Below are 24741 nucleotides of genomic sequence, written 5' to 3'. Positions count from 1 at the left end.
GGGCGCCGGAATATCCGATGATCCTCGCCGTCAACTATCCGAGCCTTCAGGCCGTGGAGGCGGCGCTTGCCAGCCCCGCGCGAACCGAGGCCCGCACGGCGACCGAGGCGGTGCTCGCCGAATTCTTCGACGGCCGCATCCACCACCATGTCACGCTCGCAAACGAATATGTCGTTTGAAGAGGCCTGCGCCTGAAGCCTTCCGGTCCGCTTCGGCGGCGTGGTGGCGTGGCTTGCCGGTCATTGCCCGAAGCGGCTTGGCAGGAAGGGCCGCGCATCCTCGCCGATGCGATCTTCCAGCGCGTCGATGACCAGATCCGCCGTCTTGGGGGCGGCGGCGATGCCGATATGGCCGTGGCCGAAGGCCGCGACGATGCCGGGATGGCGCGACAGGGGGCCGATCACCGGCAGCCCGTCGGGTGTGGAGGGCCGGTGCCCCATCCACAGGCGCAGGCGCGGCGCCTTGTCGTCGGAAAGATAGGGGTAGCTGGCCAGCGCATGCCGTTGCAGCACCTGCGCGCGTTCCCAGTTCGGCGGCTTGTCCACACGCGCAAGCTCGACCTGGCCGGAAAGGCGCAGGCCCATGTCGGTGGGCGTGTTGGCCATCCGTCCGGTGCTCGGCATGACGGGAATCTCGAAGGGCGTTTCGCCCGAGGCCACGGTGACATGGTAGCCGCGCTCGCTCTGCATGGGGATGCGTACGCCGAGCCCGCGCAGGAGACGGCCGGAATGAATGCCGGCGGCGACGACGATGCGGTCGGCCGACAGGGTTTCGCCGTCTTGAAGGACCACGCGCGGCGTGACCGCATCGAGGATGGCCGTCGCGGGAGACTGGCGGAATTCCACGCCCTTGCGCCGGGCGGCCTCGACGATGCCGGCGACGTAGCGGCCCGTGTCGCGGCAATGCGCGCCCTTCGTCACATGCACGGCGAAGCGGTAGGCGGGGCCGAGGGCGGGCAGCCGGCGGCGCAGATCCGCCTCGTCCCATTCCGCATAGGCGACGCCGTTCTCCCGGCGCAGTTCCCAGCTCAGCGCCTCCGCCTCGAAGGCGGCGCGGTCGGGATAGGCGTAGAGCAGGCCGTTCTGCAGGATCAGCCGCTCCTGCCCGGTCTGCCGCGCCAGTTCCAGATGGCGCTCGGGGCCGTCATGGAGCAGGAAGTTCAGCCGCGCGGCGGTCCGGCGCACGCGGGCCTTGCTGGCGCCGGCCCAGAGAAAGCGCAGGAGCCAGGGCGTGAGCTGCGGCAGCGAGGCCCAGTCGATGGTCAGCGGCCCGTTCCGGTCGAGGAGGAAGCCGGGAACCTGCCGCCAGAGGCCGGGCATGCTCATCGGGATGATCGAGGCCGGGCTGATCCAGCCGCCGTTGCCGTAGCTCGCCCCGGCTTCGCTGCCCGGCGGATGCCCGTCGCAAAGCGTGACCTGCCAGCCGGCATCGGCCAGTTTCAGGGCGGCGGTCGCACCGATGATGCCCGCGCCCACCACGATTATCCTGCCTGTCATTTCCGTTTCGCCCGCTTCTCAGGAAAGCCCGCCATGGAAATGGCTGAGGAAGTCCCGTGTCGCCGCCTCGCGCGGCTCGTTGATGACCTGCCGCGCATCGCCGGTCTCCACGACGAAGCCGTCCTGCATGAAGATGACCGTGTCCGCGACGTCACGGGCGAAGGCCATTTCATGGGTGACGAGGATCATCGTCATGCCCTGCTCGGCAAGCTGCCGGATGACCGCGAGCACCTCTCCCACCAGCGCGGGATCGAGCGCCGACGTCGCTTCGTCGAACAGCATCACCTCCGGTTTCATGGCCAGCGCCCGGGCGATTGCCACGCGCTGCTTCTGCCCGCCGGAAAGCTGCTCGGGCCTGGCATCGGCGCGGGCCGCAAGGCCGACCTTGGCGAGGAGTTCGGTGGCTTGCGCCCGGGCGGTGGCCTTGTCCTGCTTCAGCACGCTCACCGGGCCGATCATCACGTTGTCGATGACGCTCATGTGCGGGAAGAGGTTGAAGTTCTGGAACACCATGCCCGTGCCGGCGCGGAAGGCGGCAAGGTCCCGGTCGCGCATGGAGACGCGCCCCATCGAAAAATCCATCCGGTGCCCGCCGATGGTGATGCAGCCGGCGTCCGGCAGCGACAGGAGGTTGAGGCTGCGCAGGAGCGTCGATTTTCCCGAGCCGCTCGGCCCGATCATCGCGACGACATGGCCGCGCGGGACCGACAGGTTGATGTCCTTCAGGACATGGAGCGCGCCGAAGGACTTCTTCAGCCCCACGACCTCGATCATCGGGTCCGCGCCGTTCGCCGTCTGTGCCTTGCCGGTCATGTCCTGCGGCCCTCCAGCCAGTGTGCCAGGCGCGTCGTCGGGAACAGGACCGCCAGATAGATGAACGCGATCAGGGTGTAGGTCTCGAGCGGCCGGTAGATCGCCGACGTCACGAGCTGGCCCTGGTAGAGCAGGTCCGGCACGGCGAGAACCGAGAGCAGCGACGTGTTCTTCAACTGGAGGACCGACTGGTTCACCAGGGGCGGCACCATGCGGCGCAGCGCCTGCGGCAGGATGATCTTCGCCATCAATTGCCCGCGCCGCATGCCGATCGCCCGGCCCGCATCCCATTGGCCCGCGTCGATCGACACGATGCCGCCGCGGACGATCTCGGCATAGAAGGCCGCGCCGTACATGGTCAGCGTGATGAAGGCGGCCGTCGCCGGGGCGATCTCGATGCCGATCAGCATCGGCAGGGCATAGTAGCACCAGACGAGCTGCACGAGGACCGGCGTGCAGCGGAACAGCTCGACGACGACCATGATGGGAATGGTGACGATCTTCCACCCGGAGAGCCGGGCAAGCGCGAAGACCGTGCCGACGACGATGCCGGAGACGATCGTGAGGATGGTGAAGCCGATCGTATAGGCCAGGCCTTGCAGGAAGAGGCCGCGATATTGCCACAGGCCCGAGAAATCCCATTGATAATCCATCACAGCGCGCCCTTTTCGGCCCGGGGGAATGTCCGCGGGGAGGTTGACGTGAAGAGCCATTCGCCGAGCGTCAGGATGTCGAAGACCGGAAGGGCGAGGGCCGTCGATATCGCCTGTGCGAAGGGCGGCATGTTGGTGCATTCCAGCACGATGGCGCCGACCGAAGGATGATCGGCGACGAGCCGGCGGGCCGTTGCGATCACCTCCGCCTCCAGCGCCGCTTGGTCGTAAGGGGCGTTGTCTTCGACGAGGCGGTGGAAGGCGCCGCCGGCCGGCACGCCGCGCTTGGGCACGGACGGATCGGCGCCGCAGGCCCTGAACGTCTCGGGGCCGAGGCTTGCCTCGTCATAGGTGATCACCCCGGGGCGCCGCCCCGCGCCGAGGGCTATCTCCACCATCGGCAGCTGCATGAGGCTGGAGGCGGCGACCGGCACGCCGAGCGCGTCGGCGAGCCTGCGCTGGTGGCGGGCCATGAAGCCGCAGGACGTGACGATCGCCGTGCAGCCCTCGGCGACCAGTTCCCGGCCGGCGGCGACGAAATCGTCGACGAGGCCCTCGCCGCCCGCACGGACGACGAGGGGAACGGACGCCCCGCGCACGCGGCGGAACTTTACCGGAAAGGGCCATGACGCTGCATGGCCGACGTCACCGGCCGGACGCTCGAAGGCCGTGTCCAGCATGATGACGCCCAGGGCGCGGGGACGGGCGGACATGGCGGATGCCGGTCAGAACGTCAGGTTCGCCGGCAGCGTCGACTTGTCGACGCCGACGAGGGCGAGGCTGTCGACGATCCAGTTCGAGACCTTGCCTTCCTTGCGGCGCTCGGCAAGCCAGGTATCGACGAAGTCGCGGAATTCGCCGTTCGGATCGCGGCGCACGCCGATCGTGGTCGGCTGGCTCGACTGGGGCTCGGGAATGATCAGCTTGGAGACCTGCGCGAGGTTCTTCGTCGTCACCACGGCCAGAAGGGCCACCTGGATGATGGCGTCGGCGCGGCCGGACTGAAGCGCAAGGATGGTCTCGTCGGCGGATTTGAGCGCGACCAGCGTGCAGTTCGGCAGGGTCTTGCGGGCGAAATTGTCCTGGGTCGAGCCGAGGTCGACCGCCACGCGCATCTCCGGCCTGTTCATCTCTTCCCAGGTCGTCACCGTAAGGTCCTTGCGGGCGACGAGGGTGAAGGTGTTGTCCATCAGGGCCTTGCTGAAATCGACGACCTTGGCGCGCTCGGGATTGTCGCTGAGGCCGAACATCATGTCGATCTTGTTGCTCTGGAGATCGATGACGGCATTGCCCCAGGTGGTCTCGACCGGTTCCAGCTTCACGCCGATATATTGCGCGAAGTCCTGGCCCATCGCGACGCAGAAGCCTTCCCATTCGCCGGTGGCGAGGTTCTTGTGATAGTAGGGCTCGGTGCCGGCGAAGACGCCGATCCGCAGCGTGCCGCGCTCCCGGATGGCCTTCAGCGTCGGCCCTTCGGCAGCGGCCAGAAGCACCGAGGGCGAAAGCAGCGCGGCTGCGCCCGCAAGAAGCATCGTCTTTCCGAAATCGCGTCTGTTCATGATCTTGGTCCCAGTTGGTTGTTCGTTCCCTATTGCGCCTTGTGCGCGATCAACGCGTTCTCGCGGTTGATTTTGTTGGAAAGCACGACCGAGTAGGTCACGCTTTCGATGCCCTCGATGCGGGCGAGTTCGTCGATGAGCGCCTCCAGGTCCTCCAGGAGATCGACGCTCACGCGGCACAGGATGTTGGCCGGGCCGCTGATCGCATCGGCGGTCAGGATCTCCGGATAGTCGCGCAGCACGGCAAACAGCCGCTGCGTCGCCCGCAGCGCGGTGGTGATGAAGAGGTAGGCGCAGACGGACTGGTCGGCGCCACGGCGCCCGACGATGGCGCGGTAGCCGAGGATGACGCCGCGGCGCTCCAGCCGCTCGATGCGCTCCTGCACGCTCGAGCGGGCAAGGCCGACCCGCCGGGCGAGTTCGCTGGCCGGAACGCGGGCGTTCTCCTCCAGGATGCTGAGCAGGTTTCGGTCGATGCTGTCGCCGTAGTCCATATCGTTCCCACCTCTTTTACCGGAGAGTGCGGCGAAATCTTCCCGAAGAAAAACATTGAAAAATGGGTTCTCCATGACTTTTACTCATGCTTGTCCAGTGGAGATTCCCATGCGCCGCTTCCTGCCCTCCCTCAGCGCCCTTCATGCCTTCGACGCCTCCGTGCGCCATCTCAGTTTCACGAAGGCGGCCGAGGACATGGGCGTCACGCAAAGCGGGATCAGCCGGCAGATCAAGAATCTGGAGGATTTCCTGGGGCTTACGCTCTTCGAGCGCGCCGGGCCGAAACTGGTCCTGACGGCCGAGGGCGCGCGGTACTACGAGGAGATTTCGCGCCTGCTCGACAAGCTGGAGGACGTCTCGATCGACGCGGTGCGCGGGCGAACGGCGCAGAGCATGCTGAAGATCGGATTTCCCCCGACCCTGATGCGGCGCTGGGGCGCGGCGATGCTAACCGCCTTTGCAAGCGCCCATCCGCAGACGTGGTTCGAGGTCTACCCCTGCCGCCACGATCTCGATTTCGCGACCTCCGAGCTCGATCTTGCGTTTGTGCGGGGCACGGGCAACTGGAGCGGCGCGCGCAGCCAGTTGCTGTTTCAGGAGGAGCTGGTCGTGGTCGGCGCGCCGGAGCTGCTGCCGCCGGAGGGACTGTCAAGCGATGAGGCGCTGCTGGACTATCCGCTGATCCAGAATTCCAGCCGGCCGAGTCTCTGGCTGCACTGGCTGCGGGGCGCGGGCGTTCACTACAAGAGCCGCATCTACGGCCCGCGACTGCCGAATTTCGACATGATCCTCGAATGCGCCGTCAACGGCATGGGGCTTGCCGTGGTACCGGAGCTGCATGTGCGCGACGAACTGGCGTCGGGAACGCTGAGGCTTGCTTTCGACAGGCTCCAGACGTCGGGCGAAGGCTTTTATCTCTGCTTTCCGCAGGTGCGGATGAGCTCGACGAACGTGCGCATCTTCCGTGACTGGTTCGCCACGGAATTCGGCCGGCGCAGGCAATTCCTGCCGCCGGCCTGTGCGGCGGGTCAAAGATAGGCCTTTTCGGCCGGCCGCAGGTCCAGCGGATCCTCGCCCCGTTTCAGGAGCCAGGAATAGACCGGCGGAACCCGGTCGGCGATGGATTCGACGTGCACGTCGATGAAGCACGGCCCGTCCCGATGGGCGAAGGCCCCGGCCAGCGCTTCGTCGAGCTGCGCGGCGGTGCGCGCCGTCCAGGCCTTGAGGCCGTAGGCCTCGGCGATGGCCTGCCCCCTCGGCGCGAGGAAGTCCACGCCGAAGCATTGGTTATGGCCCTTCAGCCGGTGCAGGCCCTTGATCCAGCCGAAGGTCCCGTTGTTGAAGAGGACGAGGATGGCCGGAACCTGCAGGCGCACCAGCGTTTCCAGTTCGCCGACCGTCATGCCGAAGGACCCGTCGCCGAAAAGGCCGATGGGCCGCTTGGACGGGTCCGCCCGCCACGCCCCGACGGTCGCGGGAAGCGCCGAACCGAGGCCGCCGAAGGCGCGCGGAATGGCAAAGCGCGTCTCGCGGTCGTTGATCTTGAGGAAGCGCGTCATGTAGGGCGTCGGCGTTCCGGCATCGGAATAGATCAGCGCCGGCTTGCCGGAAGCCTGGAGCGCTTCGTTGAAGGCGCGCACGGCCCGCTCCGGGCGCAGCGGAACCCGCTCGTCGCGAAGCGCCTCCTCGGCGTGATCCCAGAACACCTTTCGCCGGCTGTTGAGCTCGTCGATCCACGCATCATGCCGGGCGGGCTCGATGGCCGCGTCGAGGCTGAGAAGCTCTTCCAGCACCAGCAGCGCATCGCCCTGGATGGACAGCAGGTTCTCGTAGTTGTTGGCCATGATCTCCGGCGAGATGTCGATCTGCGCCAGCCGGCGGTTGAGGGTGATGCGCGGGAAGGTCCAGCCGATGGTGACGACCGAGCCGATGCGCGAGCCGACGAAGAGCGTGAAGTCGGAATGTTCCAGCGCCCAGTTCGCATGGGGATGGAAGCCGTTGTCGCCGATGACGCCGATGGCGAGGCGATGGTCGTCGTCGATGGCGCCCTGGCCGGTCATGGTCGTGCACATGGGCACGTTGTATTTCTCCGCAAGCTCCGTGATGCGGTCGCCGGCGCGGGCGCGGTTCACCCCGCCGCCCGCCACGATCAGCGGCCGCTCGGCCTTCGCGAGCAGTTTCAGCAGGTCCTCCAGCTTCGCGCGCGGCGGCAGCGTGGGATAGGCCGGAAACGTGCGGCATTCCTCCTCGACATGCAGGGAGATGCGGGCGGGGTCCACTTCGGCGAGCAGCATGTCCTCGGGGATTTGCAGATGCACGGCGCCGGGCTTGCCGGAGCAGGCGACGCGGAAGGCCCGGCGGACGATCTCCGGCAGCTTTTCCGGCGATTTCACCTGGACGGACAGCTTCGTCACCGGCTCGAAGAGCTTGGCGCAATCGAGCTCCGTGAGCACGCCGCGGCCTTCGCCGGGAAGGGGAATGTCGATGGTGAGAAGAATGACGGGCACGGACGAGCCGTTCGATTCGGCGACCGGCGGCAGGGAATACATCGCGCCCGCCCCCGAGGGGCACTCGAAGACCCCCGGCCTGTTGGTGAACCGCCCGTAGGCATCGGCCATGTAGCCGGCCGAACGTTCGTCGCGCGCCATGACATGGCGGATCTCGTCTTCCCGGTGCTGAAGGGCTTCATAGAGGGGAACGTTCGTATCCCCCGGCACGCCGAAGATCGTATCGACGCCGTAGCCGACGAGCATTTCCACCAGAATATCCGCACCGCGCATTTCGCTTTCTCCCGCCTCTGTTGCGGTGGCAGAATAAAGCCATGAACGGTCGCCCGGGACCGGCGATATGCCGGGACCGGAAGGCATGATCCGTCAAACCGCCGGTTTCGACCGCCGGGTCTGGGCTCTCGCCATGCGGCTTCAAGGTGCCCCCTCGTTTGCAGTCGCGCGGATATCCGATCGATCCTGTATATATGGGCATGAACGATCTTTCTCGAGTAGTACGATGCGGAGGCTGCCATGCTCGGCGAACTCGACCTCGATGACCTGCGCAAGATAAAGCAGGTCTCCCATTACTTCCGCTACCCGCTGCATCGGCGCGACTTCCATGATCTTCGCGTGCAGGACCAGGTTCGCGGCCACTATGCGGCAAAGCCCCTCTACAACAGCCTCACCGCAAGCAACCGCGTCGATCGTTCGTCCGGATATAGCGGCGACGTCGCGTCCCTCTTCGTACCGTCGGATGCGGCTTCGCTGCACGACGTCCGCCTGCTCCTGACGCATCTTGCGCCGGAGCGGGTCGAGTTGCCGACCGGCCGGCGCAACTGGCCGGCGATCCGTGCAGCGGCCGAGAGCGGCATCTTGCAGATGCTGGCGGAGACGACGGCGTCGCAAGACTATCGCCTCGTGCCGCTGACGTTCGGATAGCGTTGGCGGTCGACTGCGGCGTGTTTTGCGGGCAAACTGTCTCCCGTCTGCCCGCAGCCCGGCGATCCCACGACACGTTCGAGAGCGGCAGGACCGGCCATATCGCCGCCGGCGAGGGCGGGCCGGCAACGACATCGAACGGGAGGCAGGAATGAAGACGTCCCTTTTCCTCGCATCGGAAAATTCCTCCGCGCTGCGGCTGCTCGGCAATGCGGGTATCGCGGTCGAGGTGATGGCCGCCGACCTCGACGACCGGGCGCTGGAAGAGCCGCTCGAAGAGACAGGCGCGTCGCCTGAAGATTTCGCCCTCGTGGTGGCGCAAGCCAAGGCGACGGAGATGAGCGAGCAGAACCCCGGCCTGCTTTTCCTCGGCTGTGAACAGGTCTGGTCGCTTGACGATGCGGTCCTTCCCCTGCCGGCTGACATGGAGGAGGCGCGGCGCCGCCTGCTTCTCCTCTCGGGCAGGACGCACACTATCAATGTCGCCGTCGTGCTGGCCCGTGACGGGGAGATCCTCTGGCACAAGACCGATGTCGCAAGCATCACCATGCTGAAGCTCGATCCGGGCTTCATTGGCCGCTACATGGCGGAGATCGGCCCGGACGGCCTCAAGACGGCGAACCTCTGCCGGGTCGATGGAGAGGGAATCCGGCTCGTCGAGACGATCGAGGGCGACCGCTTCACCGCGGCCGGGGTGCCGATGCTGCCCCTGCTTGCGGAACTGCGCCGGATCGGCGCCATCGATGCCTGACGGGCGGCGCGCCGACGGGATTTGCCTTATCGTCGTGCTTGGCCGCCTCTACGGCTCCGCCGCGTGCTGTTCGGCATCGGCCTGGCTGCGTATAGGTTCGACCGGGACAGCTTGCTGGCTGGCCCGCGCGATATCGATGCTGCGATGGGAGAAGAAGGCGCCGAACATGCCGGCGACCGTGGCGACGACGGTGATCGCATAGATGTCGATCAGGAGACACAGCACCTTTCCGCCCATGGTGACGGGGTTCGCCATGGCGGAGGAGAGCGTCGTCAATTGCGAGGTCGTGAAGAACAGCGCATCCCAGAAGGTATGGATATCCGTCTGCGGATGGCTCCTTTCCAGAAGCAGGAGAAGCCCGCTCGCGACGATATCGACGACGAAGGTCAGCGTCAGGGCTGCGCCCAGCCTGTCGCGCAGATGTGAATGCGGCATGCTGCTGGCGCGGACGAGCGCCCGGATATCGTCAAGGATACGACGCAGTGCATGCATTTTCGGCCTCACCTCTCCCCGGAATTTCGGGAATGGTACGGCATCGGCGCAGGGAATGCGACGGGCGGCGGGACACATGATCCATGCCGCACGGACGTTGACGCAGGAAACAGGGCTTGCGCCGCCTATAGCGCGAAGAACACTGCGAACGAACCGCAGAGCAGGGCAACGACGATGCCTATCTGAAAAAGGCCGATACCGGATTCAGTCTCCGGTTCACATGGAGGTTCAGGTGGGGATTTGCCGTCGCCGGAAGCCATCAGTTTCGCGAGATCCTGGCGAGTTGCTGGTCGGGTAAAAGCCTGAGAATTCTTTCGCGCGCCAGGCTACGGACCGCGGTCAGGATTTCGATCTCGGTGTAGCCGCCGACAATCAATGCGGTCCGGATCGCCTTCAAATTCACAGGGGTCTGAGCGACCGAATTCTTCATCGCAAGATTCTGAACGACTGCAATCTTCGTTTCGTGGTGACGAGACACTGGATCCCCCGAAATCGTTGAATGCCGGATGGTAACCCTTCCGGTTGCGTCTTCCAAGTTCGCTACCGTGACAGTGGCGTGACTCGCTTGCCGGCGGCAAATCGTCGTTCGAACGGAACGGCCGTCAGGGCTCGGTTGTCCCGGAAGTGGGGGCGAGCTTGATCATGGTCTGCTGCGCCATGGTCGTGTTGGCGATGATCACGCGCCTGTCGTCGTCGGTCCGCAGCACCGTATAGCCAAGGGAAATATCCTCGACCGCGCCGGTCTCGAGCCCGGTCGGCGCCTGGATCTGCAGGCGGTCGCCGCGGCGGAAGGGCTTGTAGAGGATCAGGCTGATGCCGGCGACGAGATTGCCGAGCGTGGTCTGCGCCGCAAAGCCGAGAATGACGGACATGAGGCTGACGCCGGCCAGAAGCGCCGTGCCGAGCCGGTTCAGGGCGGGAACGAGATGCGCATAGAACGTGGCGAGCAGCACCCAGATGACGAGGATGCCGAGGTGGCTGAGGAAGGAGAGGGTGATCTGGTCGATATGCTCCGACTTGTCGTGCCGCAGGGCTTCGGCCACCACGCGCCGCACCAGCCATGACAGGCACAGGCCGAGCAGGACGAAGATGCCGGCATAGAGGAGTGCGCCGGGAAGCTGGGTGGGATCGAGAATCTGGGGCATCGGAGGGCGACCTTGGAAGATCATAGCGATAGCGGGCGAGGCGACCCGTTACAAGTCGAGAATGCAGGGCGCGGCCGGCAGGCCTTGCGGTGCTCGTGGCCGAGGCACGCCGGTTTCCACCTGGTGTTCAGTCCCGGGAATTGATGGATTGGATTTAGGAGACGAAATCGCTGACGTGACTGCGGAGTTGGTCGTGGGGCCGCGCCGATCACGATGCCCGTATCGCCGCCCTGGATTTTCTCGAGGCCGCGGCGTAGGCGGATAATGCGGCCCGCTTTGGCCGAAGAAAACAGGTGACGACAGGATGACCCGTATAAACTGCGTGCCGCCGGCGGAACTCACGACGCCGCACCTGATTGCCGAGTATCGCGAGCTTCCCCGGGTGTTCGGCCTGGTCCGCGCGGCGATCGGGCGCGGGGAAAGGCCCGACGATCCCCGCAACCCGCTGAACTATCGCCTGGGGCCGGGGCATGTCCGGTTTTTCTATCCCCGGCTCGGATATCTCGTGAAACGCCAGCAGCAGTTGATCGACGAGATGCTGGCGCGCGGCTACGCGCCGAAGTTCACCGACCCCGCGGGGCTTCTCGCCGATATCCCTTCCGAGTGGCACGGGGACTGGGCGCCCGCGCCGGAGGAGATCGCCGTCAACCGGGCCCGGATACGCCAGACCTTGCATGCGCGCCTTCGGCAGCAGGATTGAGGCCAGCGGGAAAAGCTCAATCCCGGGTCTTGAACTTTCGCAGGAAGCCCGCAAGCGCCGAGAAGAACACGATCAGCGCGCCGTAGCCGAGGGTCGTCGCCGTCAGGCCGAAGAAGCCGACCGCGATGCCGGCCATCAGGGTCGGCAGGCCGAAGGCGAGATAGCTCAGCGTGAAGAGGGCGGCGAAGAGCTCGCCGCGTTCCTCGGGGCGCACGGCCGGGACGACGGAGCGCATCACGCCGTAGAAGCAGGTGCCGAAACCCGTTCCGGCGATGGTGAGTGCCATCAGGTAGGCGGGCAGGGATTGCCAGGCGATGGCGGCAAGCGTGAGGCTTGTGCCGATCGACAGCGCGACGGTGCCATAAAGGGTCACGCGCCGGGAGGAATGGCCGCGCGCCACGTAGCAGGCGATGGCCCCTGCGGCGCAGAGCAGCACGATCACGGCCGCCTGCGTCGCATGGTCCTCGGCGCCGAAGACGTGCCGGACGATCGGTGCGCCGAGCGAGAGATAGAGCCCGCCCGTGGCCCATCCGGCGATGACGGCCGGGGAGCTGCGCCAGAACGCCCTGGCTGCCGTGGCCGGCACCCCGATCCGCGGGCGCAGCGAGGCCCAGACGCCTTCATGCCGCGGCGCGGTCTCGGGAATGGACCAGATGACGCCGGCAAAGAGCGCATAGGCGGCGACCAGCGCGCCGAAGACGTCGGCCTCCGCCATGTCGGTCGCATCCATCAATACTCCCGCTACGAGGGCGCCGACGGCAAGGCCGCCGAGCGGAATGACCGAGTTCCAGATCGAGGCGCTCCCCGGCCTGTCCCGCGGTTCGAGATCGACGACGGCGGCGGAGAGCGCCGAGAGCAGCAGGCCGGCCGCGATGCCCTGCAGCATGCGCGCCGCCATCAATCCGGCGACGTCGCCCGCCTGCCAGAACAACAGGAGGCTCAGCGCCATCAGGGCAAAGCCCGCCGATATCACCGGCCGGCGGCCGACATGGTCGGACAGCGATCCCGTGACCAGCAGCGATGCCAGGAGGGCGACGGTGTAGACCGCAAAGATGCCGGTCAGGGTCGCGGCGGAAAAGCCGATCTCCTGCTGCAGCACGGGATAGAAGGGCGAGGGCGCGCTGGCGCCGGCCATCATCACCGCCATTCCCGCAAGCGCGATGCGGAAACCCGCGGCACCGCGAAGCGGCATGGATAGGGTCGTATGGGTCACGCGGCACCTATGGTTCGATTAATTTCGAACCATTTCCTACTATCATTCCGGTGATGGTTCAACTAAATTCGAACCATGGCCCATGACAATACCGAGCTTGCCCATCCTGCCCGAGACGACCTGCGGCTCACCGACGTGCTGTTCGCGCTGAGCGATCCGGAACGCCTTGCCATCGTTCGCCAGCTCGTCGACGGTCCCCTGGAGATGGCGCAATGCCATCTCTCCGACCCCTCCATGCCGAAATCGACCAAGTCGCACCTGATGAAGGTGCTGCGCGAGGCCGGCATCATCCGGAACGAGCCGCTGGGGCGCGGCCGGCGCCTCAGCCTGCGCTACGATGACCTGGAGGCGCGCTTTCCCGGATTGATCGGCTCCGTGCTGGACGCCGCGGCGGATACCTAGCGCTATCCTCAGGCTGCCTGCCCGGCGGGCAGCCTGCGCTCGATGAAGTCGCGCATGAGGGCAAGGGCCTCATCGCGCAGGATGCCGCCGGAATGCAGGCCGAGGCGCAGCCAGAGCCCGTCGATGAGCGCGCTGATGAGATGCGCCGTCTGCCGCGCTTCCTCGGCGGGCAGGATCGGCCTCAGCGCCGACAGCAGGTTGGAGTGCATGCGGGCGTGGATGACTGCCTGTATGCGGGCAAGCTGCGGCTCCCGGGGCACTTCGGCACACAGGGACAGCCATGCATGGGCGATCGACGGCTGGTAGAAGCGGTCGTCGAAATTCCCCTCGATGATGGCGGCCAGCCGTTCGCGCGGTGTCTTCGCCTGCCGCAGGCGCTCGGCGACGGCATCGCGCAGATTGGCGTTCGCCTCGCGCATCGCCTGCTCGAAAAGCTCCTGCTTGTTACGGAAATAATGCAGCACGATGCCCTTGGAGGCGCCGGCCTGGATGGCGACCTTTTCCAGCGTCGCGCCGGCCATGCCCTCGCGCTGCAGCACCTCGAAGGCCGCCTGCCGCAGTTCCCGACGCCTGATATCGACCAGCCTGGTGAGCTTTCCCGCCATGTGATTCCCGCATTCTATCGGGTGGACATTGACATTTTTTCCGCAAAGTTCAAGGATTGACCCATCGGTCAATCTTCGATCTGATCGGACAATGTTCAAAAAGGGGAACGTCGATGAAACGCGCCATCACCTGCGCTGCCGCATGCATGCTGATGATCGGAACCGCCGGAGCGGCGGAACAGGAAAGCTGCCGGAAGGTCCGGCTCGCCGAGCCGGGCTGGAACGATCTCGCCTTCACGACCGGCGTCGCGCAGGCGCTGCTGCATGGCCTCGGCTACGAGACGCAGAGCGACCTGCTCGGCATCGACGTCATCTATCTCAGCCTGAAGAACAAGGATCTCGACGTGTTCCTCGGCTACTGGGATCCGGCGATGAAGACCTATTTCGCCCCTTACGAGAAGGACGGTTCCGTCGAGACCGTCGGCAGGAACCTCACCGGGGCGAAATACACGTTCGCGGTGCCCGCCTATGTCTGGGAGGCCGGCGTCAAGGACTTTGCCGACCTCAAGACCCAGGCCGACAAGTTCGAGAAGAAGATGTACGGCATCGAGCCGGGCTCGAACCAGCTCATGCTGGATGCTATCGCCGATCCGGCCCTCGGCCTCGATGGCTGGGAAGTGGTCGAATCCAGCGAGCAGGGCATGCTGGCGGAGCTGGCGCGCCATATCGACATGAAGGCGTTCTTCGTCTTCCAGGGTTGGGCGCCGCATCCGATGAACACCGCCTTCGACATCCGCTACCTGACGGGCGGCGACAAGTTCTACGGGCCCGATTTCGGCGCCGCGACGGTCTCCACGCAGGTTCGCAAGGGCTACATGGAGGAATGCCCGAATGTCGGGCAGCTCCTGAAGAACCTCACCTTCGACATCGACTTCGAGAATCGCGGCATGGGCTACCTGATGAACGACGGCCTTGCGCCGGAAGAAGCCGGCCGCAAGGCGATCGGCGAGGATCCGAAGCGGCTCGATGCCTGGCTGGCCGGGGTCACCACCGTGGATGGCGAGCCGGGTCTTGCGGCCGTCCGCCAGGCGCTCGGCCTGTGATCGCAGCCGCCGATCAGGCCGGCTGGAACGCCCGCAAGCGCTTCGTGGCGATGGCTGACGGACGCCGCCTTGCCTATGTCGATAGCGGCGGTGACGGGATGCCGCTCTTCCTGCTGCACGGTTATACAGACAGCAGCCGGAGCTGGTCGCTGATCGAGCCGCACCTTGCCGGGCTTCGGCTGGTGATGCCGGACCTGCCGGGGCATGGCCTTTCGCCGGCCATGCCTTTGCCGGCGGTGGAGGCCTTCGCCGACGACATCGTCCGGCTGGCGGATGCCCTTGACGTCGCGCGGTTCGCCGTCGCCGGCCATTCGATGGGGGCGATAACGGCCTTCGCGCTCGCCGCGCGGCATGGCGGGCGCGTCACGGCGCTCGCCAGCATTTGCGGCAGCCTGCGGCCGGACCTTCTAGCGGACACTGCGCTCGGCGCGGAGATCCGCGCGCTTGCCGATCCCATCGAGCCGGAAAGCCGGTTCCTGCGCGAGTGGCATCGCTGCGCGCTGCCGGTGGATGCGGATTTCATCCGCTGGATCGCGCGGGAGGCGGCGGACATGCCGGCAGCCGTCTGGCAGGCGCTCTATGCCGTGCTCGAGGCCACGGACCTGCGCCGCGCCGCAAGCGGGATTCGCGCGCCGGTCCTGCTGCTGGCGGGCGACGAGGACGCGCTGTTCGACGCGCCGCACCGGGCGATCCTGCATGCGGCCTTTCCGCGAGCGACGACGGAAATCCTTGCCGTCCACAGCCACAATCCGCACTGGGAATCGCCCGCCCGCGTGGCGGCGGCATTGCTGGCTTTCCTGACGCAGCGCATGCATCCTTGATTTTACGGATGTCTCATGCTGCATTGCAATATAACCGCGCGCCAATTCCTGGGCGCGGCGTCATTGCGATGTTGGCATGAAACCGAGCGAGCTCAACGTACTGGTCATCGACGAGAACCGCATCCGCGCCGCCATCATCGAAGAGGGGCTGCGCGGTGCTGGCTACGACCGCGTCACCGTCATCGACGAGATGCACGGCCTTGCGCGGCGCATCGCCGAGCTCAATCCCGACGTCATCGTCATCGATCTGGAAAACCCCAACCGCGACATGCTGGAGAGCATCTTCCAGCTCTCGCGCGCCGTGCAGCGCCCCATCGCCATGTTCGTCGACAAGTCCGACGAGGCCTCCATCGAGGCGGCGGTGGAGGCGGGCGTCTCGGCCTATATCGTCGACGGGCTCCGGCAGGAGCGTGTCCGGCCGATCCTGAAGATGGCGATCAGCCGCTTCAACGCCTTCTCCCGCCTCAACCGCGAGCTGGAGGAAACGCGCGGCGAGCTGGAGAACCGCAAGGTCATCGACCGTGCCAAGGGGCTGCTGATGCGCTCGCGCGGGCTTTCGGAGGAGGAGGCCTATGCGCTGCTCCGCCGCACGGCGATGAACCAGAACCGCAAGATCGCCGAGATCGCCCAGAGCCTCGTCACGGCCGCGAGCCTTCTCGATCCGGGAGCGAAGGAATGACGACGCGACATGCCATCACCGCCGGCTTCGTCCCGCTGCTCGACAGCGCGCTGCTCGTCGTCGCCAAGGAGAAGGGCTTTGCCGAAGCCGAGGGGGTCGACCTCACCCTCGTGCGCGAGCGCTCCTGGGCGAGCATCCGCGACCGGCTTGCCGTCAGCCATGTCGATGTCGCCCATATCCTCGGGCCCATGCCGATTGCCTGCAATCTCGGCCTCAGCGCCCCGGCGCCGAAGATGATCGTGCCCATGGCGCTCGGCCTCGGCGGCAATGCCGTGACGGTTTCCGCCGCCCTCTGGCGGGCGATGGCGGGCGAGGGGGCGAAGGACGACCTCGATGCGCGCGGGAACGGTGCCGCCCTTCGCCGCGTGATCGGCAGACGCCGGGGCGAGCCGCTGCGCTTCGGCGTCGTGCATCCCTATTCGGGCCATAACTACGAATTGCGCTACTGGCTGGCGGCGAGCGGCATCGATCCGGACCGCGACATCGAGATCGTCGTCCTGCCCCCGCCGGACATGGGCGATGCGCTGGCGCAAGGCCTTATCGACGGCTACTGCGCGGGCGAGCCCTGGAATACGTTCGGCGTGCTCGAGCGCGGCGGGCATCTTGCCACCGTCAAGGCGGCCATCTGGAAGTCGAGCCCGGAAAAGGTGCTCGGCGTCAATGCCCGCTGGGCGGAAAGCCATCCCGAGGCGCTGGCGGCATTGCTCGTCGCGCTGCATCGGGCCTCGCTCTGGTGCGCACGGCCGGAAAACCATGGGGAACTGGCGCAGCTTCTCGCGCGGCCCGCCTATGTCGGGCGGGACGCCGCGCTGCTGCTGCCGGCCCTCAGCGGCACATTGCCGGTGGGCGGCGGTATCGTGCGGCAGGTCGGGGATTTCTTCGTTCCCCATGCCAAGGCCGCGACCTTCCCGTGGAAGAGCCATGCGCTGTGGTTCTATACCCAGATGGTGCGCTGGGGGCAGATCGCGCATACCGCCGGCCACCGGCGGATCGCCGCGCAGACCTACCGGCCGGATGTCTACCGCGCGGCGCTGACGGCGCTCGGCGTCGCCATGCCTTCGGCGAGCGCCAAGGTGGAGGGCGCCTTGACCGTGGAGACGCCGGTCGGCTCCTCCGGCGCGCTGACGCTCGGGCCCGACGGTTTCTTCGACGGCGGCCGGTTCGATCCGGACGACGTGGACGCCTATATCGAAATGCAGGCTGCCCGCCGATCGGGCGACTAATTTATGCGCACTGCACAAAAAATGGCTTCGCGGTGCGTCGATCTCCAGATTTCCACGTGCAAAAACAATAGTTTGATGAACTTGGCACGCCGGTTGCTTATCTTCTCGTAGGCCTTCGGGCCACGATATCGGCGTCCAATGACGGGCGCCTCCAGCAAAGCCGCTGATCAGGATCCTGCGAACCGGACCGTCCGTCTCGCGTGGCCCTGGCCAGCGGCTTTTCGTTTTTCACCCTCAAGATGGAGCGGCACGACCTTGTCGGGCCACGGAGAAGCCATGTCCGAGATCAAGCAACCTGTCCCCGCGCACGCACCCGCCGTCGCCCTGTGGATGTCCACCTTCGCCTTCACCATCTGTTTCGCCGTCTGGACGATCTTCGCGATCATCGGCATCCGCATCGGTAAGGACCTCGGGCTCAGCGAGGCCGAGTTCGGCCTCCTCGTCGGCACGCCGATCCTCACCGGCTCGCTGGTGCGCGTCGTGCTCGGCGTCTGGACGACCCGCTACGGCGGGCGCCTCGTCTATACGCTGACCATGCTGGCGGCGGCGCTTGCGACGCTCCTCCTCTCCCATGCCACGACCTATCCCCAGATGCTGCTCGCCGGCCTCGGCGTGGGGCTTGCCGGCGGCACCTTCGCCGTCGGCGTCGCCTATGTCTCGCCGTTCTTCCCGCCGGAAAAGCAGGGCACGGTGCTCGGCATCTTCGGCGCCGGCAATGTCGGGGCGGCGCTGACGAAGTTCCTCGCGCCCTTCGTGCTCGTCGCCGCCGGCTGGCAGATGGTGGCGCAGTTCTGGGCGGCGGCGCTGATCGTGGCGGCCTTCCTCTTCTGGTTCACCACGACCGACGATCCCGCCTTCCGCGACCGGCGCGCCGGCGCGGCGCCGCGGCGCAGCCTGCGCGAGGAGTTCGCCCCGCTCGGCGATGCCCGTGTCTGGCGCTTCTCGCTCTACTATTTCTTCGCCTTCGGCGGCTTCGTCGCGCTGTCGCTCTGGCTGCCGCGCTACCTCGTCGGCGTCTACGGCTTCGATATCGCGACGGCCGGCATGGTCGCCGCCGCCTACTCGATCCCGGGCAGCGTCTTCCGCGCGCTCGGCGGCGTGCTCTCGGACCGCAAGGGCGCCCGCAGCGTGCTCTACGGGATGTTCGCCGTCTCGGCCGCCGCCACCCTCGTCCTGTCGCTGCCGGCGGGTGTCTCGCCCGCGATCTTCATCGTCGCCGTCTTCGTGCTCGGCTTCGTCATGAGCCTCGGCAAGGCAGCCGTCTACAAGCACATCCCCACCTATTACCCGCAAAGCGTCGGCGCGGTCGGCGGTGTCGTCGGCATGGTCGGCGGGCTCGGCGGCTTCGTGCTGCCCATCGCCTTCGGCCTCCTCAAGGATGCGACGGGCCTGTGGCAGAGCTGTTTCATGCTGCTCCTTGCCGTCGTCGCCGCCGCGCTCGTGTGGATGCACCTGTCGATCCGCCGGATGGAGCGCCTCTCCGTCTCCGCCATCGCCGCATAATCGCAAGGAAACATCATGACCGAGAAACTCGTCATCATCGGCAACGGCATGGCGCCGGGCCGCATGCTGGAACATCTCCTGGAAAAAGCGCCCGGCCGCTACGAGGTGACCATCTTCAACGCCGAGCCGCGCGTCAACTACGACCGCATCATGCTCTCTCCGGTGCTGTCCGGCGAGAAGGACTACGAACAGATCATCATCCACGGCGACGGCTGGTACATCAAGCACGGCATTACGCTCTACAAGGGCCACCGCATCGTCGCCATCGACCGTGACGCCAAGACCGTCACCTCCGACCATGGCGTGACGGAGAGCTACGACAGGCTGGTGATCGCCACCGGCTCCGTGCCCTTCATCCTGCCCGTGCCCGGCAACAACCTGCCCGGCGTCATCACCTATCGCGACCTCGACGACGTGCAGGCCATGCTGCTGGCCGCCCAGTCGCGCGAAAAGGCGGTGGTCATCGGCGGGGGCCTGCTCGGCCTGGAAGCGGCCGCCGGCCTTGCCGGCCGCGGCATGGACGTCACCGTGCTCCACGTCATGCCCACCCTCATGGACCGCCAGCTCGACCCCGCCGCCGGCTACCTCCTGCAGAAGGAGCTGGAAGGGCGCGGCATCAAGGTCGTCTGCAAGGCCAACACCAAGGCCATCGTCGGCAAGGGAAGGGTCGAGGGCATCGAGCTTGAGGACGGGCGCGTCATCCCGGCGACGCTGGTCGTGATGGCCGTCGGCATCCGCCCCAGCGTCGGCCTTGCGAAGGAGGCGGGCCTTGCCGTCAATCGCGGCATCGTCGTCGACCACGGCATGCAGACCTCGGACGGCTCCATCTGGGCGCTCGGCGAATGTGCGGAAGTCGGCGGCATGGTCTATGGCCTGGTCGCCCCGCTTTACGAAATGGCGCGCGTCGCCGCCGCCCATCTTGCCGGCGATCCCTCGGCCGCCTTCGTGCATTCCGATACGCCGACCAAGCTCAAGGTGACGGGCATCGAGCTGTTCTCGCTCGGCGATTTCGCTGATGGGGACGACCGCGAGGAGATCGTGCTGCGCGATGCCTCGGCCGGCGTCTACAAGCGGCTGGTGCTGAAGGACAACCGCATCATCGGCACGGTCCTCTACGGCGAGACCGCCGACGGCGCCTGGTTCAACGACCTGAAGAAGAAGGCGACCGACATCTCCGAGATGCGCGAGACGCTGATCTTCGGTCAGGCCTACCAGGGGGGGGGCCCGCTGGACCCTATGGCGGCCGTTGTAGCCTTGCCGGATGATGCGGAGATCTGCGGCTGCAACGGCGTGTGCAAGGGCAGGATCGTCTCGGCGATCACGGAAAAGGGCCTGACCTCGCTCGACGACGTGCGCGCTCACACCAAGGCGTCGGCCTCCTGCGGATCCTGCACCGGCCTCGTCGAGCAGTTGATGACGCTGACGCTGGGCGATGCCTACAACCCCGCCGCCGTGCAGCCGATTTGCGGCTGCACCGATCTCGGCCATGACGACGTGCGCCGCCTCATCAAGGCGAAGAAGCTGAAGACCATTCCCGCCGTCATGCAGGAGCTGGAGTGGAAGACCTCCTGCGGCTGTGCGAAGTGCCGGCCGGCGCTCAACTACTACCTCGTCTGCGACTGGCCGGACGAATATGCCGACGACTACCAGTCGCGCTTCATCAACGAGCGCGTCCACGCCAATATCCAGAAGGACGGCACCTATTCCGTCGTGCCGCGCATGTGGGGCGGCGTCACCAATGCCTCCGAGCTGCGTGCCATCGCCGACGTCGTCGACAAGTTCGAGATCCCGCTGGTGAAGGTGACGGGCGGCCAGCGTATCGACCTGCTCGGCATCGAGAAGGAGGACCTGCCGGCCGTCTGGGCCGATCTCGGCAAGGCCGGCTTCATCTCGGGGCAGGCCTATGCCAAGGGACTGCGCACGGTGAAAACGTGCGTCGGCTCCGACTGGTGCCGTTTCGGCACGCAGGATTCCACCGGGCTCGGCATCCGCATCGAGAAGTTCATGTGGGGCTCGTGGACGCCGGCCAAGCTGAAGATGGCGGTCTCCGGTTGTCCGCGCAACTGTGCGGAGGCGACCTGCAAGGATATCGGCGTCGTCTGCGTCGATTCCGGCTTCGAGATCCATTTCGCCGGCGCGGCCGGCCTCGACATCAAGGGCACGGAAGTGCTCGGCCTCGTCAGAACCGAGGACGAGGCGCTGGAGCATATCGTGGCGCTGACGCAGATGTACCGCGAGCAGGCGCGCTATCTCGAGCGCATCTACAAATGGGCAAAGCGCGTCGGCCTCGACGAGATCCGCCGCCAGATCATGGGCGACGCGGACAGGCGCAAGGCCTATTTCGACCGCTTCGTCTTCTCCCAGAAATTCGCCCAGGTCGATCCCTGGTCGGAGCGCGTCTCCGGCAAGGACAAGCACGAATTCCGGCCGATGGCGACCATCGGCTACGGTCAGGCCGCGGAGTAAGCCCATGGACACGAACTGGATCGCCATCGGCAATATCGCCGACATCCCGCTCCGCGGCGCGCGCTGCGTGAAGACCCCGCAGGGCAGGATCGCCGTCTTCCGCACCGCGGAAAACGAGGCCTTCGCCATCGAGGATCATTGCCCGCACAAGGGCGGACCGCTCTCGCAGGGCATCGTCCACGCCAAGGCCGTCACCTGCCCATTGCACAACTGGGTGATCTCGCTGGAAACCGGCAAGGCGCTCGGCGCGGACGAAGGGGCGGTGAAGACCATTCCGCTCCGCAACGAGGACGGGGCGCTGTTCATCGCGCTCGAAAGCCTGATGATGGCGGCGGAGTAGAGGCTTGATGCAAACAAAAGCACCCCCCTCTGCCCTGCCGGGCATCTCCCCCTCAAGGGGGGAGATCGGCAAGACGAAATGGCATCGCCCGAACTCGACGTCGACGATGGGCGAAACAGTGCTCCATCCAATCTCCCCCCTTGAGGGGGAGATGCCCGGCAGGGCAGAGGGGGGTATCGGGGCACGCCGCCTCCCGCCGCTGACGGGAGCCGCCCATGCCCGTTGAGACGAAAACCACCTGCCCCTATTGCGGCGTCGGCTGCGGGGTCGTCGCGACGGTGGCGGAGGACGGGGGCGTCTCCGTCAGGGGCGATCCGGATCATCCGTCGAATTACGGCCGGCTCTGCTCGAAGGGATCGGCGCTCGCCGAGACGATCGACCTCGACGGCCGCATCCTCCATCCCGAGATCGGCGGCCGGCAGGCCTCCTGGGATGAAGCGCTCGACCTCGTCGCCGGGAAATTCGCCGCCGCCATCAAGGAATACGGCCCGGATTCCGTCGCCTTCTACGTCTCAGGCCAGTTGCTGACGGAGGACTATTACGTCGCCAACAAGCTGATGAAGGGCTTCGTCGGCTCGGCGAACATCGACACCAATTCGCGGCTCTGCATGTCGTCCTCCGTCGCCGGGCACCGCCGTGCCTTCGGCGCCGATACGGTGCCGGGAACCTATGAGGACCTCGAACTGGCGGACCTCGTCGTCCTTGCCGGCTCGAACCTTGCCTGGTGCCATCCCGTGCTCTACCAGCGCCTTGCCGCGGCCAAGGCGAAGCGGCCCGGCATGAAGGTCGTCGTCATCGATCCGCGCCGCACCATGACGGCCGATATCGCCGACCTGCACCTCGCGATCCGTCCCGACGGGGACGTGGCGCTCTTCGCCGGCCTCTTCTCCCATCTGGTTGCCGGCGATGCCGTCGACCAGAATTACATCGCCGCGCATACGTCCGGTTTCGCCGATGCCTTCCTGGCGGCCGGCCGCCTCTCCTTTGCCGAAGTGCTGGAGCGGACCGGCTTGCCGGCCATGCAACTGCGCGAATTCTACCGCCTGTTCGCGGAAACCGAAAAGGTGGTGACCTGCTACAGCCAGGGCGTCAACCAGTCGTCCTCGGGCACGGACAAGGTCAATGCGATCCTCAATTGCCACCTTGCCACCGGCCGCATCGGCCGGCCGGGCATGGGGCCGTTCTCGCTCACCGGCCAGCCGAACGCCATGGGGGGGCGCGAGGTCGGCGGGCTCGCCAACATGCTCGCCGCCCATATGGCGCTCGAAAATGCTGACGACCGCGACCGCGTGCAGCGCTTCTGGCGCGCACCGGCCGTTGCGCAGAAGCCGGGCCTCAAGGCCGTCGACCTCTTCAAGGCGGTGGGCGAGGGGCGCATCAAGGCGCTGTGGATCATGGCGACGAACCCTGTCGTCTCCATGCCGGATGCCGATGCGGTCGCGGAGGCGTTGGAAGCCTGCCCCTTCGTGGCTGTCTCCGATGTCCTGGGAAAGACCGACACCACCCGCTACGCCCATGTCCTGCTGCCCTCGCTCGGCTGGGGCGAGAAGGACGGTACGGTCACCAATTCGGAGCGCCGCATTTCCCGCCAGCGGGCGTTCCTCGCGGCGCCGGGGCAAGCGCGCGCCGACTGGTGGCAGCTTGCCGAGGTCGCCCGCCGCATGGGCTTTGCCGATGCCTTCGCCTATGCGGCGCCGGCCGATGTCTTTTCCGAGCACGCCGCCCTCTCTGCCTTCGAGAACGACGGCAGGCGGGATTTCGATATCGGCGCCCATGCCGGTCTCGCGCGCGCTGCCTATGAGGTCCTTGACCCCTTCCAATGGCCGCAGCCGGCGGGGCGAGAGCCTGCGGAAAGCCGCTTCTTCGGTACTGGCGGTTTCTACCATGCGGACGGCAAGGCCCGCCTTGTCGCCGTCGCGCCGGCCGAAACCGACCGCACCGATGCCGCCTATCCCTTCACGCTCAACACCGGCCGCATCCGCGACCAGTGGCACACCATGACGCGCACCGGCAAAAGCGCGCGCCTTTCCTCCCATATCGCGGAGCCCTTTGCGGAACTGCACCCGCGCGATGCGATGGAGATCGGCGTCGGCAATGCCGGGCTGGTCGAGATCGAGAGCCCGCAGGGCAGGGCGGTCGTTCGGGCCCTCATCACCGAGCGGCAGGCGCGCGGCAGCATTTTCGCGCCCATGCACTGGAACGACCAGTTCGCCGCGCGCGCCCGCATCGATGCCGTCGTGCCGGCGATCACCGATCCGTTCTCGGGCCAGCCGGCCTCGAAGAACGTCGCCGTTGCGGCCCGCCGGTTCGCGGCGCGGCACTATGCCTTTGCGGTCTCGCAGGCACGGCCCGTCGAACCGGATGCCCCCTATTGGGCGCTGGCGAAGGCGGCTGGCGGCTGGCGGCTGGAGCTTGCCTTCGCCGAACCGGCCGGGGACTGGGCCGGCTGGTGCCGCCGGGTCTTCGCCATTCCGGACGGCGTCGAACCGCTCGGCTATGCGGATGCGCAGACCGGCGACATCAGGCTCGCCTTCTTCGACGGCACGCGCCTTCTCGCCGCGTTCTTCCTGGCGCGCGGGCCCGTCGCCGTCGCGCGCAACTGGGCGATCGCGCAGCTTGCCGCCGACCATGCCGATCCGCGCCGGCGCTTTGCGCTCGTCGCCGGGCGGCCGGGGGCGGACAAGCCGGATCCCGGCGCGACCGTCTGTTCCTGCTTCGGCGTCGGCGTCAACCAGATCGTCGCCGCCGTGCGCGGCGGCTGCCACAGCGTCGAGGCCGTCGGCAAGACGCTCAATGCCGGGACGAACTGCGGCTCCTGCCGCGCGGAAATCCGGGGGATCGTCGATGGATGCCTTGCCGCGGCCGCGGAGTGAGGCGGCCGCTTATCACGCGGGCGTCGGCTCTGACGGCGTGA

General features: G+C 66.7%; 25 protein-coding genes. 13 read left to right on the top strand and 12 right to left on the bottom strand.

Features of this window, described 5'->3' with window-relative positions:
* Nucleotides 1–239: 239 nt before the first annotated feature.
* The 6 genes from HNQ66_RS16975 to HNQ66_RS16950 are packed head-to-tail and all read right to left on the bottom strand — an operon-like array spanning nt 240 to nt 5015.
* Nucleotides 240–1496, bottom strand: coding sequence for an NAD(P)/FAD-dependent oxidoreductase (locus tag HNQ66_RS16975; protein ID WP_184145362.1), 1257 nt, complete (start codon nt 1494–1496; stop codon nt 240–242).
* Nucleotides 1497–1514: 18 nt separating this feature from the next.
* Entirely contained in the window at nt 1515–2309 is a 795-nt protein-coding gene (locus HNQ66_RS16970; protein ID WP_281396989.1) for an amino acid ABC transporter ATP-binding protein, read from the bottom strand.
* Nucleotides 2306–2962 carry an amino acid ABC transporter permease gene (locus HNQ66_RS16965; RefSeq protein WP_184145361.1) on the bottom strand — a complete coding sequence of 219 codons (657 nt, stop codon included), beginning with the start codon at nt 2960–2962 and terminating at the stop codon, nt 2306–2308. Before HNQ66_RS16965 ends, HNQ66_RS16970 begins: the two co-directional genes overlap by 4 nt.
* Complete coding sequence (locus HNQ66_RS16960; RefSeq protein ID WP_184145360.1) at nt 2962–3675, bottom strand: aspartate/glutamate racemase family protein; 714 nt, start codon at nt 3673–3675, stop codon at nt 2962–2964. The genes HNQ66_RS16965 and HNQ66_RS16960 overlap by 1 nt, the downstream gene beginning before the upstream one ends.
* Nucleotides 3676–3687: 12 nt before the next feature.
* A complete protein-coding gene (locus HNQ66_RS16955; protein ID WP_184145359.1) occupies nt 3688–4521 on the bottom strand; it encodes a transporter substrate-binding domain-containing protein in 834 nt (277 codons plus the stop codon).
* A 29-nt stretch (nt 4522–4550) separates the two neighbouring features.
* Nucleotides 4551–5015 carry an Lrp/AsnC family transcriptional regulator gene (locus HNQ66_RS16950; protein ID WP_184145358.1) on the bottom strand — a complete coding sequence of 155 codons (465 nt, stop codon included), beginning with the start codon at nt 5013–5015 and terminating at the stop codon, nt 4551–4553.
* A 109-nt stretch (nt 5016–5124) separates the two neighbouring features.
* On the opposite strand from HNQ66_RS16950, the gene HNQ66_RS16945 reads away from it, so the two are divergent.
* Complete coding sequence (locus tag HNQ66_RS16945) at nt 5125–6054, top strand: LysR substrate-binding domain-containing protein (RefSeq protein WP_184145357.1); 930 nt, start codon at nt 5125–5127, stop codon at nt 6052–6054.
* On the opposite strand, the gene HNQ66_RS16940 is transcribed toward HNQ66_RS16945, so the two are convergent.
* On the bottom strand, nt 6045–7796 hold the full coding sequence (locus HNQ66_RS16940) for a thiamine pyrophosphate-binding protein (protein WP_184145356.1): 1752 nt from the start codon (nt 7794–7796) through the stop codon (nt 6045–6047). The genes HNQ66_RS16945 and HNQ66_RS16940 overlap by 10 nt on opposite strands.
* Nucleotides 7797–8036: 240 nt before the next feature.
* On the opposite strand from HNQ66_RS16940, the gene HNQ66_RS16935 reads away from it, so the two are divergent.
* On the top strand, nt 8037–8444 hold the full coding sequence (locus HNQ66_RS16935) for a hypothetical protein (RefSeq protein ID WP_184145355.1): 408 nt from the start codon (nt 8037–8039) through the stop codon (nt 8442–8444).
* 151 nt (nt 8445–8595) lie between these two features.
* Nucleotides 8596–9195: a Maf family protein gene (locus HNQ66_RS16930; protein WP_184145354.1), complete on the top strand. Its 600-nt coding sequence runs from the start codon at nt 8596–8598 to the stop codon at nt 9193–9195.
* A 48-nt stretch (nt 9196–9243) separates the two neighbouring features.
* Here HNQ66_RS16930 and HNQ66_RS16925 read toward each other — a convergent pair whose 3' ends face one another.
* From HNQ66_RS16925 to HNQ66_RS16915, 3 genes are all read right to left on the bottom strand, one after another.
* Entirely contained in the window at nt 9244–9687 is a 444-nt protein-coding gene (locus HNQ66_RS16925; protein WP_184145353.1) for a hypothetical protein, read from the bottom strand.
* Between the two features lie 259 nt (nt 9688–9946).
* A complete protein-coding gene (locus HNQ66_RS16920; RefSeq protein ID WP_184145352.1) occupies nt 9947–10117 on the bottom strand; it encodes a hypothetical protein in 171 nt (56 codons plus the stop codon).
* Nucleotides 10118–10289: 172 nt separating this feature from the next.
* Nucleotides 10290–10832: a mechanosensitive ion channel family protein gene (locus HNQ66_RS16915; protein ID WP_184145351.1), complete on the bottom strand. Its 543-nt coding sequence runs from the start codon at nt 10830–10832 to the stop codon at nt 10290–10292.
* Between the two features lie 304 nt (nt 10833–11136).
* Between HNQ66_RS16915 and HNQ66_RS16910 the strand changes: the two genes are divergently transcribed.
* Nucleotides 11137–11532 carry a pyrimidine dimer DNA glycosylase/endonuclease V gene (locus HNQ66_RS16910; RefSeq protein ID WP_184145350.1) on the top strand — a complete coding sequence of 132 codons (396 nt, stop codon included), beginning with the start codon at nt 11137–11139 and terminating at the stop codon, nt 11530–11532.
* A gap of 16 nt (nt 11533–11548) precedes the next feature.
* On the opposite strand, the gene HNQ66_RS16905 is transcribed toward HNQ66_RS16910, so the two are convergent.
* Nucleotides 11549–12724, bottom strand: coding sequence for an MFS transporter (locus HNQ66_RS16905; RefSeq protein WP_184145349.1), 1176 nt, complete (start codon nt 12722–12724; stop codon nt 11549–11551).
* A gap of 96 nt (nt 12725–12820) precedes the next feature.
* Between HNQ66_RS16905 and HNQ66_RS16900 the strand changes: the two genes are divergently transcribed.
* A complete protein-coding gene (locus HNQ66_RS16900) occupies nt 12821–13147 on the top strand; it encodes an ArsR/SmtB family transcription factor (protein WP_184145348.1) in 327 nt (108 codons plus the stop codon).
* Between the two features lie 8 nt (nt 13148–13155).
* Here the strand turns inward: HNQ66_RS16900 and betI are convergent, their stop codons facing one another.
* The gene (betI, locus tag HNQ66_RS16895) at nt 13156–13752 is read right to left on the bottom strand and encodes a choline-binding transcriptional repressor BetI (protein ID WP_184145347.1); all 597 of its coding nucleotides are present in this window, start codon (nt 13750–13752) and stop codon (nt 13156–13158) included.
* 113 nt (nt 13753–13865) lie between these two features.
* On the opposite strand from betI, the gene choX reads away from it, so the two are divergent.
* The 8 genes from choX to HNQ66_RS16855 all read left to right on the top strand — a co-directional run bounded on the left by choX (nt 13866) and on the right by HNQ66_RS16855 (nt 24700).
* Nucleotides 13866–14795, top strand: a complete 930-nt coding sequence (gene choX / locus HNQ66_RS16890) for a choline ABC transporter substrate-binding protein (protein WP_184145346.1) — start codon at nt 13866–13868, stop codon at nt 14793–14795.
* Nucleotides 14792–15616, top strand: coding sequence for an alpha/beta fold hydrolase (locus HNQ66_RS16885; protein WP_184145345.1), 825 nt, complete (start codon nt 14792–14794; stop codon nt 15614–15616). The genes choX and HNQ66_RS16885 overlap by 4 nt, the downstream gene beginning before the upstream one ends.
* A gap of 76 nt (nt 15617–15692) precedes the next feature.
* Nucleotides 15693–16295: an ANTAR domain-containing response regulator gene (locus HNQ66_RS16880; protein ID WP_184145344.1), complete on the top strand. Its 603-nt coding sequence runs from the start codon at nt 15693–15695 to the stop codon at nt 16293–16295.
* Complete coding sequence (locus HNQ66_RS16875; RefSeq protein WP_184145343.1) at nt 16292–17518, top strand: CmpA/NrtA family ABC transporter substrate-binding protein; 1227 nt, start codon at nt 16292–16294, stop codon at nt 17516–17518. Before HNQ66_RS16880 ends, HNQ66_RS16875 begins: the two co-directional genes overlap by 4 nt.
* A gap of 276 nt (nt 17519–17794) precedes the next feature.
* On the top strand, nt 17795–19021 hold the full coding sequence (locus tag HNQ66_RS16870) for an MFS transporter (RefSeq protein WP_184145342.1): 1227 nt from the start codon (nt 17795–17797) through the stop codon (nt 19019–19021).
* 15 nt (nt 19022–19036) lie between these two features.
* A complete protein-coding gene (gene nirB, locus HNQ66_RS16865; RefSeq protein ID WP_184145341.1) occupies nt 19037–21487 on the top strand; it encodes a nitrite reductase large subunit NirB in 2451 nt (816 codons plus the stop codon).
* Between the two features lie 4 nt (nt 21488–21491).
* Entirely contained in the window at nt 21492–21827 is a 336-nt protein-coding gene (gene nirD / locus HNQ66_RS16860) for a nitrite reductase small subunit NirD (protein ID WP_184145340.1), read from the top strand.
* A gap of 215 nt (nt 21828–22042) precedes the next feature.
* Nucleotides 22043–24700: a nitrate reductase gene (locus HNQ66_RS16855; RefSeq protein ID WP_184145339.1), complete on the top strand. Its 2658-nt coding sequence runs from the start codon at nt 22043–22045 to the stop codon at nt 24698–24700.
* Nucleotides 24701–24741: the final 41 nt, after the last annotated feature.

It is taken from the genome of Shinella fusca (assembly GCF_014203155.1).
GTDB lineage: Bacteria > Pseudomonadota > Alphaproteobacteria > Rhizobiales > Rhizobiaceae > Shinella > Shinella fusca.
Note: the sequence above shows the minus strand (reverse complement) of the source record. Positions and strands in the feature narration are given on the sequence as shown.